The following is an 18,231-nucleotide window of genomic DNA, read 5'->3' on the forward strand; positions in this document are numbered from 1 at the left end:
TTTCTTAAAATAATCATAATTTTAAAAATTGATATATATCATTTATCTATACTTATTATATAAAATTTCATATTACTCCTCATCTGGAATATATTCAATAATATCTCCAGGTTGACACTCCAATGCCTCACAGATGGAATTTAATGTATCAAGTCTTATAGCTTTTGCTCTATTGTTTTTTAATATCGATATATTTGACAAAGTTATCCCTACTCTTTCTGATAGCTCTGTCACAGACATCTTTCTTTTCGCTAACATTACATCTAAATTTACAACTATCATATAGTTAATTCCATTTCGATTTGAAGCTCAGCACTTTTCTCAACGAGTAGGCTCAAAGGTTTCACTATAATATGTGCTGCAAGTATAAATAATATAAATCCAAACCATAATATCATAAGTGATGGATGTGTAATATCCAATAAAAGCATGACAATATTCGCTATGATTGTAAATATTAAAGTTACTACTAATTTTTTATCTATAACTTTAATTAAATTAGCATTATCAAAAGTAAATATTTTTCCCGCTAATAAATTGTTCATAAGTTTTAGTACATCTAATATTCCCCAAACTATCATAAATGATACAGTATAACCAATAGCCAACCATGGATATACATATCTTTTCAATTCTGGAAAATAACTTAAATCTTTAACCGCCTGATATGTTACAAATATACAAGCTATAGCTACTAATACAATAAATATAATCGCTAAATATTTTAAACTATAAATACTTTTTTTCATTTTTTTGTCTAAAAGATTACTTGACATATTCCCCTCCTAATTTAAAGTCATTATACATCGTTTATTGTTTTAAGGCAAATATTTTTTGATTTGTAATAAATTCTCTGTTTTTTTAATTATAAATGATTTTCTCTGTATCGTATTTTATAGATATTTTTAATATGAAATTAAGAAATATGACAATAATATCGTTAAAAGAATACTATTTCCGTTTTTCAAAATTTAATTTTCAATACTCAGAAAGAAATCACTCATTTTTCGGTTTTTTGATAAATAATTTTAAATATACAGAAAAGTTACTTCTCTCAACTGCCTATTTTGCAACTGATGATCTAGTTTGTTACATATACTTAACATTTGTAGTCATTTTTTCCGTTTTTCAAATAATCCTCTCCAAATCTCAGAAAAACAACCATTTTCCTTCTGTAAAAATAAAAAAATTATCGAAAAATCAGAAATAGTCTCACACTTCATATCTATGGAGAGTTTGAAAGAATAAAAAAATATCTGTTAAAGATAAATCTCCTCAACAGATATTTCATAATCCTTTTATTTTAATATTTTTCAACTCCATCTTTTCCAACTCTTGCAAGTACTAGTGGATGAAGTTTTGGTTTTTCATTTCTTATTTTGTAAGCTTCATATATTAATGATTGTGCATCTTCAATTGCGGCTTCATCATTTGTATATAGAATTGCTAATGTATCACCCTTCTCTACCTTATCTCCAGTTTTCTTTTCAAGTCTGATTCCCGCTGAAAAATCAATTACATCTTCTTTAGTTTGTCTTCCTGCTCCAAGTAATACAGAAGATATTCCTATTTTTTCTGTATTCATTTCATATACGAATCCTGCTTCATTAGATTTTATTTCATGTTCAAATTTTGCTTTTTCAAATTTTGAAGTATCTTCAATATATGAATAATCTCCACCTTGAGCTTTAACAAATTCTACCATCTTGTTGAATGCACTACCATCTTCAAGAGATTTTCTAGCCATTACTCTAGTATTTTCTAATGTATCAAGTCCAGCCATAAATAACAGATTTGCTCCTAATTCAACGCAAACATCTGTTAAATCTTTTGGTCCATGTCCTTTAAGAGTTTCTACAGCTTCTATAACTTCTAGAGAATTTCCTATATTGTGTCCTAGTGGAATATCCATTTCTGTAATTAATGCAACTGTAGATTTACCAGCATTTTCTCCTATTGCAACCATTTCTTCTGCAAGATTTATTGCATCATCAAGAGTCTTCATAAAAGCTCCAGAACCAGTTTTTACATCCAATAGAATTGCATCAGATCCAGCTGCTAGTTTTTTAGACATAATTGAACAAGCAATTAAAGGTATGCTGTCAACAGTTGACGTAACATCTCTTAATGCATACAACATTTTGTCTGCTGGTGCTAAATTTCCTGTTTGCCCAATTACTGAAACTCCAATTTCATTTACCTGGTCTATAAATTCTTTATTTTCTATAGAAGTCTTAAGGCCTGGTACTGACTCCATTTTATCTATAGTTCCACCCGTATGGCCTAATCCTCTACCAGACATTTTAGCCATTTTTACTCCAAATGAAGCAACTAGAGCAGCTATTACAAGTGTAGTTTTATCTCCTACGCCACCAGTTGAATGTTTATCAACTTTTATTCCTTTAATCGCTGATAAGTCAATTACATCTCCACTATCTCTAACCGAAAGAGTAAATTCAAGAGTTTCTTTTTCTGACATTCCATTAAAATATATAGCCATTAAAAGCGCGGAAGCTTGATAATCTGGTATCGTTCCTTTTACATATCCTTCTATGAAAAAGTTGATTTCTTCTTTTGTTAGTTCCATTCCATGCTTTTTATGCTCTATAATATCTATCATTCTCATAATATTATCCTTCTAAATCTTTGGGCCCAAAACCTTTTGGAAGTAATTCTTCCAATGTATATACTTCATAATTATCTTCATCAACTGCTATAACTATTTCAAATGTTTTAGGGTCACAATAGTCCATCATTACTTGTCTACATACTCCGCAAGGTGTAGTTAGTTCTTTAACTACTCCTTCTAAACCGCCTACCACAACAATTCTTGAAAATTCCTTTATACCTTCTGAAACAGCTTTAAAAATAGCTACTCTTTCAGCACAGATGGTCGGTGTAAATGATGCAGATTCTATATTCACACCTGTAAATTTTTCACCATTTTTTGCGGTAAGTACCGCGGATACATTAAAATTTGAATAAGGAGCACTTGAAAACTTAATGTTATCAAGTGCTAATCTAATATCTTCTTTTATCATTAATATCCTTCTGCTTCTTCATTTTTAGCTAGTTTTACAAGTCTACTTGTACCTAGCCTTGATGCACCAAGCTCTATAAACTTAATCGCATCATCTATGCTTGCAATCCCGCCTGCCGCTTTAATTTTAACTTCTGGTTCTACATGTTCTTTGAAAAGTTTAATATCTTCAAATGTTGCTCCACCTTTTGCAAATCCAGTAGAAGTCTTGATATAGTCTGCACCGGATTCTGAAACAATTTCACACATTTTGATTTTTTCTTCTTCTGTAAGTAATGATGTTTCGATAATTACTTTTAAAATCAAATCTCCACAAGCTTTTTTAATTTGCTTAATTTCATCTAGTACATAATCATAATTTTTATTTTTTAATTCATTGATATTGATTACCATATCAATTTCTTTTGCTCCATTTTCAATAGCTTCTTTTGTTTCGAATACTTTTGTATCCTTTGAAGAGTATCCATTAGGAAATCCTATAACTGTACATATAACCATTTTATCACCTGCATATTCTACAGCTCTTTTTACATATGATGCTGGAATACAAACTGATGCGGTTTTATATTCAATGGCTTCATCTATTAAATTTTTTATATCTTCCCAAGTTGCTGTTTGAGCAAGTTGGGTATGATCTGCTTTAGCTAAAATTTCTTTAATATTCATTATCTTACTCCTTTTACATATGGTTGACCATCTGCTCTTGGTGCTTCTGATTTACCTACTAATATCAATACTACAAGTGTTAATACAAATGGTAACATTGCATAAAATTGACTTGGAATTGATGATCCAGCTCCTAAATATATTGCTAAAGCTTGTGCAAAACCAAACATTAATGCAGCACCATATGCTCCATGAGGAGTCCATTTACCAAATATTACTGCTGCTAAAGCTATAAATCCTTGTCCTGTAATTGATGTAGGTGTAAAGTTTGAAATCAATGATACTGTTACTGCTGCTCCACCAAGTCCAGAAAAGAATCCAGATGCAATTACAGATAAGTATCTAACTTTATATACATTAACTCCAAGTGTGTCTGCTGCTGCAGGATGTTCCCCAACAGCTAGAACCCTTAATCCCCATTTTGTTCTGTATAAGAAAACCCATAATAAAACTACACATATTAATGCAATTATTGCTGGTGAATCTATACCAAATATTTTAGGCATTTTCTTTTGTAAAACTGGTGAATTCGCACCACCAAATAAAAGATTCGCCATAAATAATGTCAGCCCTGACCCTATCATATTGATAGCAATACCAGATACTGTTTGATCCGCTCTAAAGCTAACAGATGCAATTGCATGTAAAAGTCCAACTAAAGCTCCTGCAATACCACCTGAAAAGAATCCTATCCAAGGGCTTCCAGTGTAATAAGAAACTGATGCAGCTGTAAATGCTCCGACAGCCATCATTCCTTCAATACCAATGTTAACAACTCCTGATTTTTCTGAAATAACACCACCCATTGCACCAAAAACTAATGGAGTTGAGTACATGAGTGTAATTGTTAATATAGTCATTAATTGATTCATAATTTCTCCTTAGTTTTTTTACTAGCTATATAATCTGCTATTATTGGTAATATTGATGAAAGTGCTATAAAGAATATAATTACACCTATCAAAATAGATATGATTTCTGATGAAATTTGGTATTGTTGTTGAATTACCGAGCCACCTATTTTAAATACAGCAAATAATAGAGCTGAAGGTATTACTCCTATCAAGCTTGATCCTGCAATAAGTGCTACTGAAAGTCCATCAAATCCATAATTTTCAAACATGGCTAAACTTGTAATTTTATGAGGTGATAAACTCATGATATTTACAGCTCCTGCTAAACCTGAAATTATCCCTGCTATAGCCAATGATCTTATAATATTTTTATTTACATCTATTCCTGCAAACTCTGCAGCATCCTTGTTGAATCCTACAGCTTTTAATTGATAACCTAAAGTTGATTTTTTAATTATAAAATGAAGTAATATCGCTACAAATATAGCTATTAATATTCCATAGTTTAAATCTGATCTAGCCAATACTCTACCAATAATTGGAACTTCTGTAATACTTGAATAATCACCTGCCGCTTTTTCTGCTGCAAATAATTTTATTTGTCCAGAGACATTTATAGAGTCAGTTCCTGATGTTTCTTGAACGAAAAATGGAGATCCAAGTGCTATATAATTTAGAAAATATAGTGAAATCCAGTTTAACATAATACCCGATATAACTTCATGTACACCAAACTTAGATTTTAATATTCCTGAAAGACCACCTAATAATAGTCCTCCCAACATTCCAGCTAATATCACAATTGGAATTTGTAAGAACCATGGTAAATCTAGCAGTATCCCAACCATACCAGCAAAAACAAATCCCATTGTATATTGTCCTTCAGATCCTATATTAAATAGTCCAGTTTTAAATGCAAATGCTATTGAAGAACCAGTTATAATTAATGGTGTTGCTTTTATTATTGTTTCTGCAATATTTCTAGGATTTTTGAAGACTCCTGTAAACATAGTTGAATATACAGCTAAAGGATTGTGTCCCATCGTAAGCAACATAATCCCTGCAACTATAAAACCTAATATAATGGCAAGTAATGTTCTAAAGAATTGATTATTAAATAATATTTTTAAATTATTCTTTTTAGCTTTCATGCTTGCCTCCTGCCATTAATAAACCAATTTCATGTTCATTTTTTTCTCCTTGAAGAAATTCTTCTTGAATCTTCCCTTTGTATATTACACCTATTTTGTCAGAAACATTCATAACTTCATCAAGTTCAAATGATATTAAAAGTATCGCTTTTCCTTTATCTCTTTCTCTAATCAATGATTTATGAACATATTCAATAGCTCCAACGTCAAGACCTCTAGTAGGTTGTACCGCTATTAAAACATCAGGATTTGTAGATACTTCTCTTCCTATAATTAGTTTTTGTTGATTTCCTCCAGATAATGATCTAGCTAATAGATTTGCACCATCTGCTGGTCTAACATCATATTCATCGATAATGTCTTGTGCATATTTTTGAATATTTTTACTATTAAGAATTCCTTTATTGGAAAATGGTCTTAAATAATATTTTTCTAAAATAGTATTTTCAGCTACTGTAAAATCTGGAACAAGACCTCTTTTTAATCTATCTTCATGGATTGTAGAAACACCGCTATCTATTGTAACTTTAGGAGTTCTATTTTGTATTTCAATGCCATTTACTTTTATAGTTCCTGATTTAGTTTTAACTAAATTAGTGATTGATTCAACTAATTCTTTTTGACCATTTCCATCAATGCCTGCAATACCATATATTTCACCGCGTCTTATTGATAAATTTAATCCTTGTACTACTTCTATTTTTCTAGCATCTTCAACTACTAAATCATTTATCTCAAATAATACATCTTTTGGTTGAGCCTTTTCTTTATCAACTACTAATTTAACCGCATGACCTACCATTTTTGTTGCTAATTCATTTATTGTAGTGTCTTCAACTTTAACAGTATCTACATACTCTCCTCTTCTTATAATCGTACATTCTTCTGCAGATTGCTTTATCTCTGCAAGTTTGTGTGTAATTATAATTATTGTTTTTCCATCTTTTGTTAGATTATGCATAATTGAGATTAATTCTTCAATTTCTTGAGGTGTTAAAACCGCTGTAGGTTCATCAAGTATCAAAATATCTGCATTACGATATAATGCTTTTAATATCTCTACTCTTTGTTGCATACCTACTGAAATGTTTTCAATTTTCGCATCTAGATCTACATGAAGACCATATTTGTCTACTAATTCTTGTACTTTTTGTCTGCTCTTTTTGTAATTCAAAAATCCTGCAGCATTTGTAATTTCATTTCCAAGTAAAATGTTTTCAACTACTGTAAAGTTATGAACTAACATAAAATGCTGATGTACCATACCTATACCTTGCTCAATTGCAACGCTAGGATTTTTGATATCGATTTCTTTTTCGTGAATTTTTATAACGCCTGAATCAGCTTGATATAGTCCGTACAAGATGTTCATAAGCGTTGATTTTCCTGCCCCATTTTCACCCAATATTGCATGAATAGAGCCCTTTTTCACTTCTAGTTTTACATTGTCTAAAGCAGTAAAAGTTCCGAATACTTTAACAATATCGTTCATCTGAACAGCATACGTATTGCTTTCCATATTCCCTCCCTTAAGTAATAAAAAAAGGGGGATAATACCCCCCTTTACATTGCTATATTATTCTGCAATATATTTATTCCACTCTTCTTCGTTGAATGGTGGTACTATTTTATCAGCTTTAATTTCTTCTAATTTATCTAAAGCTTTTTTATGCAATTCTTCTGGATATAAAGCTGTTTCTGCATTATATTCTGGAATTCCAACTGCTTCTTCATTAGCTGTATATACAACTGTTTGTCCACCTAATTTTTCACCTGAAAGTAATCTCTTTGATAAGTCATATATTGCAACGTCTACCTTCTTCAAAGCAGAAGTTAAAACATTCTTTGGTGCTAATCCTGATTGGTCAGCATCTACACCTATTGCAAATTTGTTTAATTCTTTAGCTGCTTCTATAACACCTTTACCAACACCACCTGCTGCGTGGAATACTATATCTGATCCATCGTTGAACATTCTTGTAGCAATTGATTTACCTTTTGCTTCATCATTAAAACTGTCAGCATATTGAATATCAACAGTTATTTCTTTTCCTAATTCTTTAGCTGCTTCCAATACACCAGCTCTATAACCATATTCAAATTGGTCGATTACCACACCTTTCATACCACCAACAAAACCAACTTTATTTGTTTTTGTTGTGTGTCCAGCAATATAACCTACTAAGAATGAAGGTTGTTCAGCTTTAAATACTACACCTGTAACATTTGGTAATGATTCTGGATTTTCATAAGCATTATCTATTACAGCAAAGTTTGTATCTGGAGCTTGTTTTGAAACTGTTTCTACTGACCCTGCTAATAAGTATCCAATACCCCATACTAAATCTGTGTTAGCATCTACTAATTGATTTAAGTTAGCATTGTAATCTGCTTCTTGTTCAGATTGTACATATGAAGCTTTAGCACCTGTTTTAGCTTCTAATTCATTTAATCCTGCCCAAGATGTTTGGTTAAATGATTCGTCATTTATCCCACCAGTATCTGTTACCATACCAACTGTTTTACCTGTTAGATCAGCTGATTCTTCCGGTTCTTTAGTTGTTTCTTCTGATTCACCTTGAGTTTCTTTGTTAGACTCTACTAATGTTTCAGTATTATTTTCTTCTTTTGTTTCATTTGGTTTTGTGCTACAAGCCACTAATGAAAACACTAGTACAAGAGCAAGTAATAATGACAAAATTCTCTTTGACATTGTTCCTCCTAAAATACTTTTTTTTGTATTATATTACACTCTAAATATAATCTATATCTGTAATTTTTTCAAGTTTTTAGCATCGCTTTAATACATATTTATCGCTATTTTATATACAATTACCTGTAATTATATATCTTCTAATATTCTTTGTGTTAACTTTTTTTATTAATTATCCATGATTGCTTTGAAACTATCCTCATCAAAAGGTATTACAATTTCTCCTTTTTTTATTTTTTCATACAAAGACATTACTTTATTATAAATATCGATTGAATATATACTGATTTCATTAAATTTTGTAATTGAAACCGCATCTTCTTTTATCCCATATCTTAAATTCTGACCTGATTCTATAGAATTTGTAAGATAGTTCAATCCTAAATCTTCACTTATAATGTCATAATTTTTTATAGTCGATGTAAGTACATTTTTTGGAGCTAAATATGATTGATCCTCATCGTATCCTATAATATATTTGTTATTAATTTTCGCACTTTCTATGGCTCCAACCCCCGCATATCCTGCTGTTTGATAAATTAAATCTACTCCGTTTTCATACATTTTATCTGCTATTTCTTTACCTTTTTCATAATCAGATAAATCTTCAATGTATTGCGATTTCACCGAAATTTCAATTTTTAATTCTTTTGCTGCATATAGTAGACCTGCTTTAAATCCATATTCATAAAAATCACTTAATACACCTGGATTTGCACCAATGTATCCAATATTATTAGTTTTTGTAACTAATCCTGCAAGATATCCTGCCAAAAATGAAGATTCATTTGTACTAAATAATAAAGTGTTTACATTTTCTAATCCTGGATCCATTATAGAATTAAATATTAAAAATTTAGTTTCTTTATTCTGATTAGCCAAAGCTCTGATAGATTCATTCATTTGAAAATTAGTGCCGATTATTAGATCATAATCACTATTAATATAAGAATTTATTTGTTTAATAAATTTGTCTTCATTTGAGCTACCATTTTTTGAAACATTTATTCTTTCTCCAATCTTTAAAAGACCTGATTCTATCATTTTTGATTTTGTATCATTTCCAAAATCTTCAGTATCAGTTACTATAGCAACATTAAATTTATCTATTTCGCTTTTTTTTGAACAAGCTTGTAATATGATTGAAAAAGTTAAAAAAATTATTAATAATACTTTCTTCACTATTCCTCCATCGCTTCTAACTCTTCATGTAATTCAAACCATTTATCGCTTAAAATTTGTTTTTCTTCTTGTAAATTCTCTATAGATAATCCTATACTATTAGACTTTTCAAAGTCTTCATAAACTTCTTTTAAGGTAAGTTTATTATTTAATTTCTCGATTTCTAAATCTATCTCTTCGATTCTTTTTTCTGATTTTGATATCTGAGTTTTAATTCTTTTTATTAATCTTTGTTCTTTTTTTTGTTTTTTTAAATCTTTCTTTCTCTGCGTTTTATTGTGATTTGAAGAAGTTACGGTTTTCTGTTCATTTTCTTGTTTACTTAAATAATAATCATAATTTCCATTATAAATTTTAATATTTTTATCTTTGATTTCAATGATTACATCACATACTTTATTTAAGAAATATCTATCATGACTTATCATAAATGCAGTCGCTTCATAATCATTAAGTGCATCTTCCAAGGTTTCCTTAGAATCTATATCTAAATGGTTTGTCGGCTCATCCATTAGTAAAAAGTTTGAATCAGAAAGCATTAGTTCTAAAAGCGTAATTCTTGATCTTTCACCTCCAGATAAATCTCCTACAATATTAAATATATCATCACCAATAAACATAAATTTAGCTAAATAAGATCTAATATCATAATGAGTAAGATATGGATATTTATCCCATACCTCATCAATTATTGTTTTATCTAAATCCAGATCTTTTTGCTCTTGATCAAAATAAACAGGATAAACCGATACACCTATTTCAATCTTTCCACTATCGGGTTTAAGTTTATTTAATATCATCTTAAATAAAGTTGTTTTTCCTGTTCCATTACCACCAATTAGTCCAACTTTCTGACCTTTATAAATATTAAATGAAATATCCTCATACAATGTGTTTTGTCCAAATGTTTTTGTAAGATTTTCAACACTCAAAACATCTTGACCACTTTCTCTCTTTGGTGTGAATTTTAATGCCATTTTTTCATCAAATATTTCTGGTTTTTCAAGTATTTTCATTTTATCAAGAAGTTTCTGTCTAGATCTTGATTGAGCGATTCCTCTTTTTCGTAAGGAACCTCCTAAAGAAGCAAATCTCTCTATTATTTCTTCTTGTCTTTCAATTTCTTTTTGTTGATTTTCATATAATCTTTTTTCAACTTCTATTTCTTTTTTTCGTCTTTCAATAAATTTTGAATAAGAAGTATTATATGTTTTAAGTTTTCCATTTTCCAATAAAAAAATTCTATTTGCTACTTTTTCTAAGAAATATCTATCATGCGAAATAAATACTACAAGCTTTTTTGAATCTCTTATTAAGTTTTCAACAAATCCTATCGTATCTAAATCTAAATGGTTTGTTGGTTCATCAAGTAATAAAACATCTGCATTAGAGATTAAAAGTTTTGCAAGTTCCAGCCTTGATTTTTCTCCCCCACTTAAATTTGATACACTATCATTAAATCTTTCCCTTGGAAAACCCATCCCTATAAGTATAGAATCAATCTTGTTTTCAAAATATTCTCCACCTAATTCATAATATCTTTCAAGCAAATTATTATATTCAATTGTATCTCTTTCTAATTTTTCCAAATCTTCATGTTGATTCAAGCTTTTTTCAAGCAGTTTAATTTTTTCTTCTATTTCATGAATATAATTGAACTCTTCTAACATTTCTTCATAAATAGTTTTATCGCTATTTAGAGAAATATTTTGGAGCATATATCCTATTTTTAAATTTCCTCTTTTGTAAACATTACCTTCATATTCATCAATTTTATCCGTTAAAATGTTAAAAAGAGTGGTTTTTCCTGCTCCATTCGGCCCAACTATTCCCACCTTATCATTTTCATTTAAATTAAAACTTATATCTTGAAATATTTGCTTTATTCCAAAAGATTTTGAAAGTTTTGAAACTGTTATTTCTGCCATTTTTACCTCATATATGAATATATTATAGCATATAAAAAGCTGTTACAAACTATGTAACAGCTAAGATTGAATTCATTTTATTCGTATTGATCTGGATTGCCCATATAATATATAAGCGCATAAAGTGATTCACTTAATAATATATTTTCAATCGGTATATTAATATCTGAACTTAATGCTGTTGGAGCAAAGTTCCAAATACCTTTAATGTTTTTATCTTTTACTATTTCGACTATATCGTTTGCAGACTCTTTTGGAACTGTTAAAACTAATATATCTACATCATTATTGTCTAGGAAAGCTCCTAGCTCTTCTATTGATTTAACTTCTAAACCACTTTTTTCATCAGTTTTAGCTTCCTTATCAAATACTGATAAAACATTAAATTTTTTAGTTTCAAATCCTTTATAATTATAAATTGCCTTACCTATATGACCATATCCTACTATAATTACATTGTATCCTTTATTCAAACCAATGATTTCTCTAATTGATTCTTTAAGGTCACCAACTCGATATCCATAGCCCTGCTGTCCGAACCCACCAAAATGATTTAAGTCTTGTCTAATTTGAGAGGCTGTAAATCCTGTTATTTCACTAAGTTCTTTTGATGAAATTTTTTCTATATTATCATTTTCTAATTCTTGTAAATAATAATAATATTTTGGTAATCTTCTTATAACAGCTGGCGAAATTCTATTTTTGTACATACGCCCTCCTATTTTATATATTCATTATATATAAAATTTTGTTAAACTGTCAACAATTATCTTTTCGATAATCCTTGATTTTTAGGTAAATTTACAATAAATGTCGATCCATATCCTAAACTACTTCTAAGTTCTATGCTACCAGAGTGGATATTTACAATATTTTTAACGAGAGATAGCCCAAGTCCTGTTCCTGTCTTATTTCCTCTTGATTTATCAACCACATAAAATCTTTCAAATATTCTTTCTTGATTTTCTTTTGAAATTCCTATACCATTGTCGATAAACTTTATCTCTATTTCATTTCCTTTATCATGATATTTAATATCAAGTCTTGGATTTTCTTTTGAACTATATTTAATAGCATTAGATATTAAGTTTCTAAATAAATCAAACATCAATTTATCATTTCCATAAAAAGGTATTTCTTCATAATCAAAATTAACTTCCATGTTCTTTTCTTTTATTAAAACATCAAAACTTTCTATATTTTCAATTATTATCTTCCCTAAATCAAGATTAACAAAATTTTCTCTTCTTATCTTGTTGTTATCTATTTTTGATAATTTAATTGTTTCATCAATCATGTTTAGCAGTCTATCACCTTCAAGATTGATTCTATTTGCAAATTCTATAATTTCATTTTCTTTTGCAACTCCTTGAGATATTAATTCCGCATATCCTTTTATACTCGTCAAAGGACTCTTTAATTCATGAGAAACATTGGCTGAAAATTCTCTTCTTATATTTACTGCATTATTTATACTTTCAATACCTTTCTCAACTTCCTTTATATCATATCCATAATCCTTGAGGATATTTAGTATATCTACAGTATCCTCAGGAAGTATTGTATCGGTAGAAGGATCATGATTTATTAAGTTTAAAATATGTTTGAAAAAATATTTAAATGGTCCAAATATCTTTCCGTAAATATATATACTTGCAATATAGGATAAAATTAAAATTAATATTATCGATGATAGTGATAATACTATCCAATTGCTTTTTATTACATTTATATCAATATCCAATACAAAATAAAATATTAATGATAAAAGTAAAAAAAAGCCTGTAAATGACATTAATAATATACAATACAGTCTTTTTTTCATATTATTCCCCTATTTTATAACCAATATTTCTAATTGTTTTTATATATTTTCCTGAGTCTTTTAATTTTTGTCTAAGAGTTCTTATATGAACGTCTACCGTTCTTGATTCTCCTGTATAATCGAATCCCCAAACTTCATACATTAGTTTTTCACGACTTAAAACTATTTCTTCATTTATTAAAAAGAAATACAATAGTTCAAACTCTTTATATGTTAAGTTAATTAACTCTTCCCCTACATATATTTCTCTTTTTCTATAGTCTAAATAAATATCCTTAAACTCTAAAATAGAGTCTTCACTTTGATTTTTAGGAGATCTTCTTAATATAGCTTTAATTCTAGACACAGTCTCTAACACACCAAATGGTTTGGTAATATAGTCATCAGCTCCCATATCTAATCCCTTAACTTTGTCATATTCGCTATCTTTAGCAGTCAACAAAATTACAGGTACGTCACTATTTTTACTTCCTTTTCTTATTTTCGAAAGAATACTATATCCGTCTTCTCCATCTAACATTAAATCTAAAATAACTAATGAAGGATTAATTTCTTCAAAATAATTAAAAAACTCTTTTGCTCCTGGAAATCCATAAGCTTTATATCCATGATTGTTTAATGCATAAACGAGCAAGTCTCTAATATTAACATCATCTTCGACAACAATTATTTTGTGCATAAATCCTCACTTTAAATTTTATTCTCTATACTTCCCTGTTATAGAATAATATACTCTTTCTGTGATATTTGTGCAATGGTCCCCTATTCTTTCTAGGTATTTTGCAATCAATAACATATCTAAACTATTTTTAGTATCGAATTTATCTTCCTTAACATCTTGGACAACTTCATATCTTACTTTTTCGAAATATTCATCTACTAATTCTTCATTTTTCATTACTTCATCTATTAATGATAAATCAGCATCTACATATGCTTTAAGTGATTTTTTCACCATGTCAATTGTTATTTTAGCCATTTCATAGATTGAACCCAAATCTGATCTATGATATGTTCTCTTATTTAATTTCATAATTAAGTATGAAATATCAGAAGCTTGATCACCTATTCTTTCTAAATCCGTAACCATTTTTAATGCTGTAGTTATGAATCTAAAATCAGATGCTACAGGTTGTTCTTTTAATAATAGATTTAATGCTTGCGCTTCAATTTCTGATTCTTTATCATTTATTTTTTGGTCACCTTCATACACTTCTCTTGCAAGCTCAACATCTTTTTCAGCAAGAGATCTGATAGCATTTTCTATAGCAGTAGTAACTAAAGCTCCCATTTCAATAATCTCTTCATTTAATTTATTTAAATGTTGTTCAAAATTTATTCTCATATTTCCTCCATTAACCAAATCTACCAGAAATATAATTCTCTGTTCTTTCTTCTTTAGGATTTGAGAACAGTTCTTGTGTATCATTAAATTCAATCAATTTCCCTAAATAGAAAAATGCAGTCTTATCTGATACTCTTGTAGCTTGTTGCATATTGTGTGTTACTATAACTATAGTATATTCGTTTTTTAATTCAAAAATCAAATCTTCAATTTTATTTGTTGAAATTGGATCCAATGCTGATGTTGGCTCATCTAATAAAATAATTTTAGGTTTTACAGCTATAGCTCTAGCAATACATATTCTTTGTTGTTGACCACCAGATACATCTACTGCTGATTTTTTTAGTTTATCTTTTACTTCATCCCATATAGCTGCTTTTTTTAAAGAAGTTTCTACTATTTCATCTAATTCAGCCTTATTTGTTATACCATGTGTTCTTGGACCATAAGCAACATTGTCATATATTGATTTAGGGAATGGATTTGGTTGTTGAAACACCATTCCAACTTCTCTTCTCAATGTATATTCATCAATATCTTTATAAATGTCCTTACCTTCAATTAGTATTTGTCCTTTATGTGAATAAGTCTCAACTAAATCATTCATTCTATTTATTGATTTTAATATTGTAGATTTACCACTTCCAGAAGGACCAATAAATGCGGTAACTTCATTTTCATTGATATCCATCGTAACTTTATCTATAGCTTGAAAATTGCCATAAAAAATATCAAAGTCTTTTATTTCAATAATTTTATTCATTCTTTCCTCCAATTAAATTGGCTAGTTTTGTTGACATAGCATTGATTATTATAGCAATAATAAGCAATACAAGTGCTGATGCATAAGCTTCTTGAGTATGTCTACCTTCAGCTGTCAAATTATACATAAACACTGCTAAAGTACTACCTTGATTTAGAGGTGATGCCAATTTCGCAAATGTTCCAGCTGTAAATTGTAAAGCAGCAGTTTCACCAAATATACGACCTATTGCAAGTATTATTCCCGAAATTATACCATTCATAGCTGGTGGTAATACTACTTGAAATATAGTTCTTAATTTACGTGCTCCAAGTGCAAATGATCCCATTCTAAGTGATACTGGTACTGCAATTAAAGCTTCTTCTGTTGATCTAATTATTAATGGCAGAATCATAATTGTTAAAGTTAGCGCACCAGCAATTTGTGAGTAGCCAAAACCTAAGGCTCTTACAAAGAATAAATATCCAAATAATCCAAATACAATTGATGGAATTCCTTGTAATGTTTCAGTAGCCATACGTACAACTTTTACAAATTTACTTCCCTTAGGAGCATATTCAACCAGATATATAGCAGTAAATACACCAACCGGTACAGCTATAGCTAGTGAAATTAATATAATAACTATTGTATGTATAATCGATGGAAGCATTGAAAGGTTCTGTGTTGTATTATTAATTGAAAACATTTCTGGTTTTAATTGTGGAATACCTCTAAATGCTACTGTTCCTAAAATCCATACAAGTACTCCAAAAGCAAAAATAGTAAAGAGATATATCAATGATTTTATAGTAATTGAAAACACTTTTTGTTTTTTAGTCATTTTTTGTTCCCTTTCTATTCTTAATTAAGTTAAACACAACATTTATCATCAATATAAATACAAAGAGTACTGCACCTGTAGCTATAAGAGCATTTTCATGCTGTTGAGATGCATATTTCATCTCTAGTACAATATTTATTGTCATTGTTCTTACACCTTGGAATAATCCTTTTGGTATAATTGGTTGATTACCTGCAACCATTGCAACAGCCATAGTTTCACCTATTGCTCTACCAATTCCTAAAATAATTGATGATAATATTCCTGATTTTGCAGCAGGAATCATTACAGTAAATATTGTTCTTTCTTTACTTGCACCAAGCCCAATAGAACCATCGTAATAAACCTTTGGAACTGCTCTTAATGCTGATTCGGAAAGTGAAATGATTGTAGGAAGTATCATAACTGCAAGCACTATAATTGCAGCAAATAAACTCAAACCATTATTTCCTCTAACTGGAATTTTTCTAATTAAAGGAACTATTACCGTCAAAGTAAATAAACCATAAACAACTGAAGGAATTCCAGCTAAAAGGTTAACTCCAGCTTTTAAAAATCCATATATTTTTTTTGGTGCATAATATGCCATGTATACCGCTACTAATAATCCTATAGGAACCCCTATTAAAATAGCGCCGGAAGTAGCATAGATACTTCCGACGATAAATGGTAATATTCCATATTGTGGTGGGTTCCAACTAGGGCGCCACTCTTTTCCAAATATAAAGTTTGTAAAACCTATATCTGCAATTGTTGGAATTGCTGTTGAGAAAAGAAAATATATTATAAACCCTAGCGCTACTATAGATGTGGCAGTAGACATGATGAATATTATCCTTGCAAACTTTTCTCCAAATGAAGCACCATTTGCCTTACTATTCATCTTTCCTCCTGTAAATCCTTTTCTATATATCTAGATATTAAATAATTTATAATTATTTAACGTCTGCCCAGTCTGTTATTTCTCCTAAAAAGATTTTCTTAACTGATTCTAAACTAATTTCTTCAGTTGGGTTATCTTTTGATACAACTACTGCTATACCGTCTTTAGCAATTGCTAAAGATGCAACTTGAGCTTTTTCTTCATCTTTTAATTCTCTAGAAGCCATTCCTATGTTAACTACACCAGCTTCAGCATCTTTTATTCCTGCTGATGAACCTGTTGCGTTAATTACTACTTTTACTCCTTGATGTAAAGATTCATATGCTTCAGCTACTGCTTCCATTAATGGAGCAACTGATGTTGAACCTGAAACAGTTATTTCACCAGATAAACCTTCAGCTCCTTCATAAGCTTTTGCATTAGGATCAGCTTGTACAAATCCTTTTTCAACTGCTATATCTTGTCCTTCTTTTGACATGATATAGTTAACAAAATCTTGTGCTAAATCTGATAATGATCCTTCTTTATAAACAATATTTAATGGTCTTTGAATTGCATATTCTCCTGATAATACATTTTCAGGTGTTACTTCAACTCCATCAACCTTTAATCCTTTAACATTTGATCCATCTAATGAACCTAATGAAATATATCCAATAGATGAGTTATCTCCTGATACAGTTTCAATAACTTTACCTGTACCATCTTGAATGATAGCTGTTTGAGTTGTTAAGTCGTTGTCGTTGTCATCAACTACACCAACGATTTCAACAAATGCAGATCTTGTACCTGATCCATCTTCTCTTGATACAACTGCAATTGGTCCTTCAGCTTTACCTGTATTTGATGAATCATCTTCTGATCCATTATCAGTTTCTGTATTTCCTTCTGTTTGTGTTTCAGTACTTGTTTCACCTTGTGTTTCATTTCCATCTGTGCTACATGCAACTAGTGAAAATACTAAAACTAAAGCTAGTAATAATGATAGAATTTTTTTCATAATTTACTCCTCTTATTTTTTAATTATGTACAGAAAATTAAGTCTAATCTGTTACAGC

19 protein-coding genes are annotated in these 18,231 nt (G+C 29.6%); all 19 read right to left on the reverse strand.

Features of this window, described 5'->3' with window-relative positions:
• Nucleotides 1-72: 72 nt before the first annotated feature.
• Nucleotides 73-282, reverse strand: coding sequence for a helix-turn-helix domain-containing protein (locus G534_RS0104055; RefSeq protein WP_027347990.1), 210 nt, complete (start codon nt 280-282; stop codon nt 73-75).
• Nucleotides 279-776, reverse strand: coding sequence for a DUF2975 domain-containing protein (locus tag G534_RS0104060; protein ID WP_027347991.1), 498 nt, complete (start codon nt 774-776; stop codon nt 279-281). Before G534_RS0104060 ends, G534_RS0104055 begins: the two co-directional genes overlap by 4 nt.
• A gap of 527 nt (nt 777-1,303) precedes the next feature.
• On the reverse strand, nt 1,304-2,626 hold the full coding sequence (locus G534_RS0104065) for a pyrimidine-nucleoside phosphorylase (RefSeq protein ID WP_027347992.1): 1,323 nt from the start codon (nt 2,624-2,626) through the stop codon (nt 1,304-1,306).
• A 4-nt stretch (nt 2,627-2,630) separates the two neighbouring features.
• On the reverse strand, nt 2,631-3,041 hold the full coding sequence (gene cdd / locus G534_RS0104070) for a cytidine deaminase (protein WP_027347993.1): 411 nt from the start codon (nt 3,039-3,041) through the stop codon (nt 2,631-2,633).
• A complete protein-coding gene (deoC, locus tag G534_RS0104075) occupies nt 3,041-3,706 on the reverse strand; it encodes a deoxyribose-phosphate aldolase (protein WP_027347994.1) in 666 nt (221 codons plus the stop codon). Before deoC ends, cdd begins: the two co-directional genes overlap by 1 nt.
• Nucleotides 3,706-4,578: an ABC transporter permease gene (locus tag G534_RS0104080; protein WP_156896572.1), complete on the reverse strand. Its 873-nt coding sequence runs from the start codon at nt 4,576-4,578 to the stop codon at nt 3,706-3,708. Before G534_RS0104080 ends, deoC begins: the two co-directional genes overlap by 1 nt.
• Nucleotides 4,575-5,711: an ABC transporter permease gene (locus tag G534_RS0104085; protein WP_051177416.1), complete on the reverse strand. Its 1,137-nt coding sequence runs from the start codon at nt 5,709-5,711 to the stop codon at nt 4,575-4,577. Before G534_RS0104085 ends, G534_RS0104080 begins: the two co-directional genes overlap by 4 nt.
• Nucleotides 5,701-7,230, reverse strand: a complete 1,530-nt coding sequence (locus tag G534_RS0104090; protein ID WP_027347997.1) for an ABC transporter ATP-binding protein — start codon at nt 7,228-7,230, stop codon at nt 5,701-5,703. The genes G534_RS0104085 and G534_RS0104090 overlap by 11 nt, the downstream gene beginning before the upstream one ends.
• A gap of 57 nt (nt 7,231-7,287) precedes the next feature.
• Nucleotides 7,288-8,424, reverse strand: a complete 1,137-nt coding sequence (locus G534_RS0104095) for a BMP family ABC transporter substrate-binding protein (protein WP_027347998.1) — start codon at nt 8,422-8,424, stop codon at nt 7,288-7,290.
• 168 nt (nt 8,425-8,592) lie between these two features.
• Nucleotides 8,593-9,606, reverse strand: a complete 1,014-nt coding sequence (locus tag G534_RS0104100) for a BMP family lipoprotein (protein WP_027347999.1) — start codon at nt 9,604-9,606, stop codon at nt 8,593-8,595.
• Nucleotides 9,606-11,534 (reverse strand): ribosomal protection-like ABC-F family protein, encoded by a 1,929-nt coding sequence (gene abc-f, locus G534_RS0104105; RefSeq protein WP_027348000.1) that lies wholly within the window; start codon nt 11,532-11,534, stop codon nt 9,606-9,608. Before abc-f ends, G534_RS0104100 begins: the two co-directional genes overlap by 1 nt.
• A gap of 77 nt (nt 11,535-11,611) precedes the next feature.
• Entirely contained in the window at nt 11,612-12,244 is a 633-nt protein-coding gene (locus G534_RS0104110; RefSeq protein ID WP_027348001.1) for a redox-sensing transcriptional repressor Rex, read from the reverse strand.
• A 56-nt stretch (nt 12,245-12,300) separates the two neighbouring features.
• Nucleotides 12,301-13,359: a sensor histidine kinase gene (locus G534_RS08405; protein WP_051177417.1), complete on the reverse strand. Its 1,059-nt coding sequence runs from the start codon at nt 13,357-13,359 to the stop codon at nt 12,301-12,303.
• A 1-nt stretch (nt 13,360) separates the two neighbouring features.
• Complete coding sequence (locus G534_RS0104120; protein WP_027348002.1) at nt 13,361-14,038, reverse strand: response regulator transcription factor; 678 nt, start codon at nt 14,036-14,038, stop codon at nt 13,361-13,363.
• 18 nt (nt 14,039-14,056) lie between these two features.
• Complete coding sequence (gene phoU, locus G534_RS0104125) at nt 14,057-14,704, reverse strand: phosphate signaling complex protein PhoU (RefSeq protein ID WP_027348003.1); 648 nt, start codon at nt 14,702-14,704, stop codon at nt 14,057-14,059.
• A gap of 10 nt (nt 14,705-14,714) precedes the next feature.
• On the reverse strand, nt 14,715-15,467 hold the full coding sequence (gene pstB / locus G534_RS0104130; protein WP_027348004.1) for a phosphate ABC transporter ATP-binding protein PstB: 753 nt from the start codon (nt 15,465-15,467) through the stop codon (nt 14,715-14,717).
• A complete protein-coding gene (gene pstA, locus G534_RS0104135; RefSeq protein ID WP_034595966.1) occupies nt 15,460-16,290 on the reverse strand; it encodes a phosphate ABC transporter permease PstA in 831 nt (276 codons plus the stop codon). Before pstA ends, pstB begins: the two co-directional genes overlap by 8 nt.
• A complete protein-coding gene (gene pstC, locus G534_RS0104140; RefSeq protein WP_027348006.1) occupies nt 16,283-17,173 on the reverse strand; it encodes a phosphate ABC transporter permease subunit PstC in 891 nt (296 codons plus the stop codon). Before pstC ends, pstA begins: the two co-directional genes overlap by 8 nt.
• Before the next feature lie 52 nt (nt 17,174-17,225).
• Nucleotides 17,226-18,173: a substrate-binding domain-containing protein gene (locus G534_RS0104145; RefSeq protein ID WP_027348007.1), complete on the reverse strand. Its 948-nt coding sequence runs from the start codon at nt 18,171-18,173 to the stop codon at nt 17,226-17,228.
• Nucleotides 18,174-18,231 lie beyond the last annotated feature (58 nt).

This window comes from Helcococcus sueciensis DSM 17243, assembly GCF_000423145.1.
Classification (GTDB): domain Bacteria; phylum Bacillota; class Clostridia; order Tissierellales; family Peptoniphilaceae; genus Helcococcus; species Helcococcus sueciensis.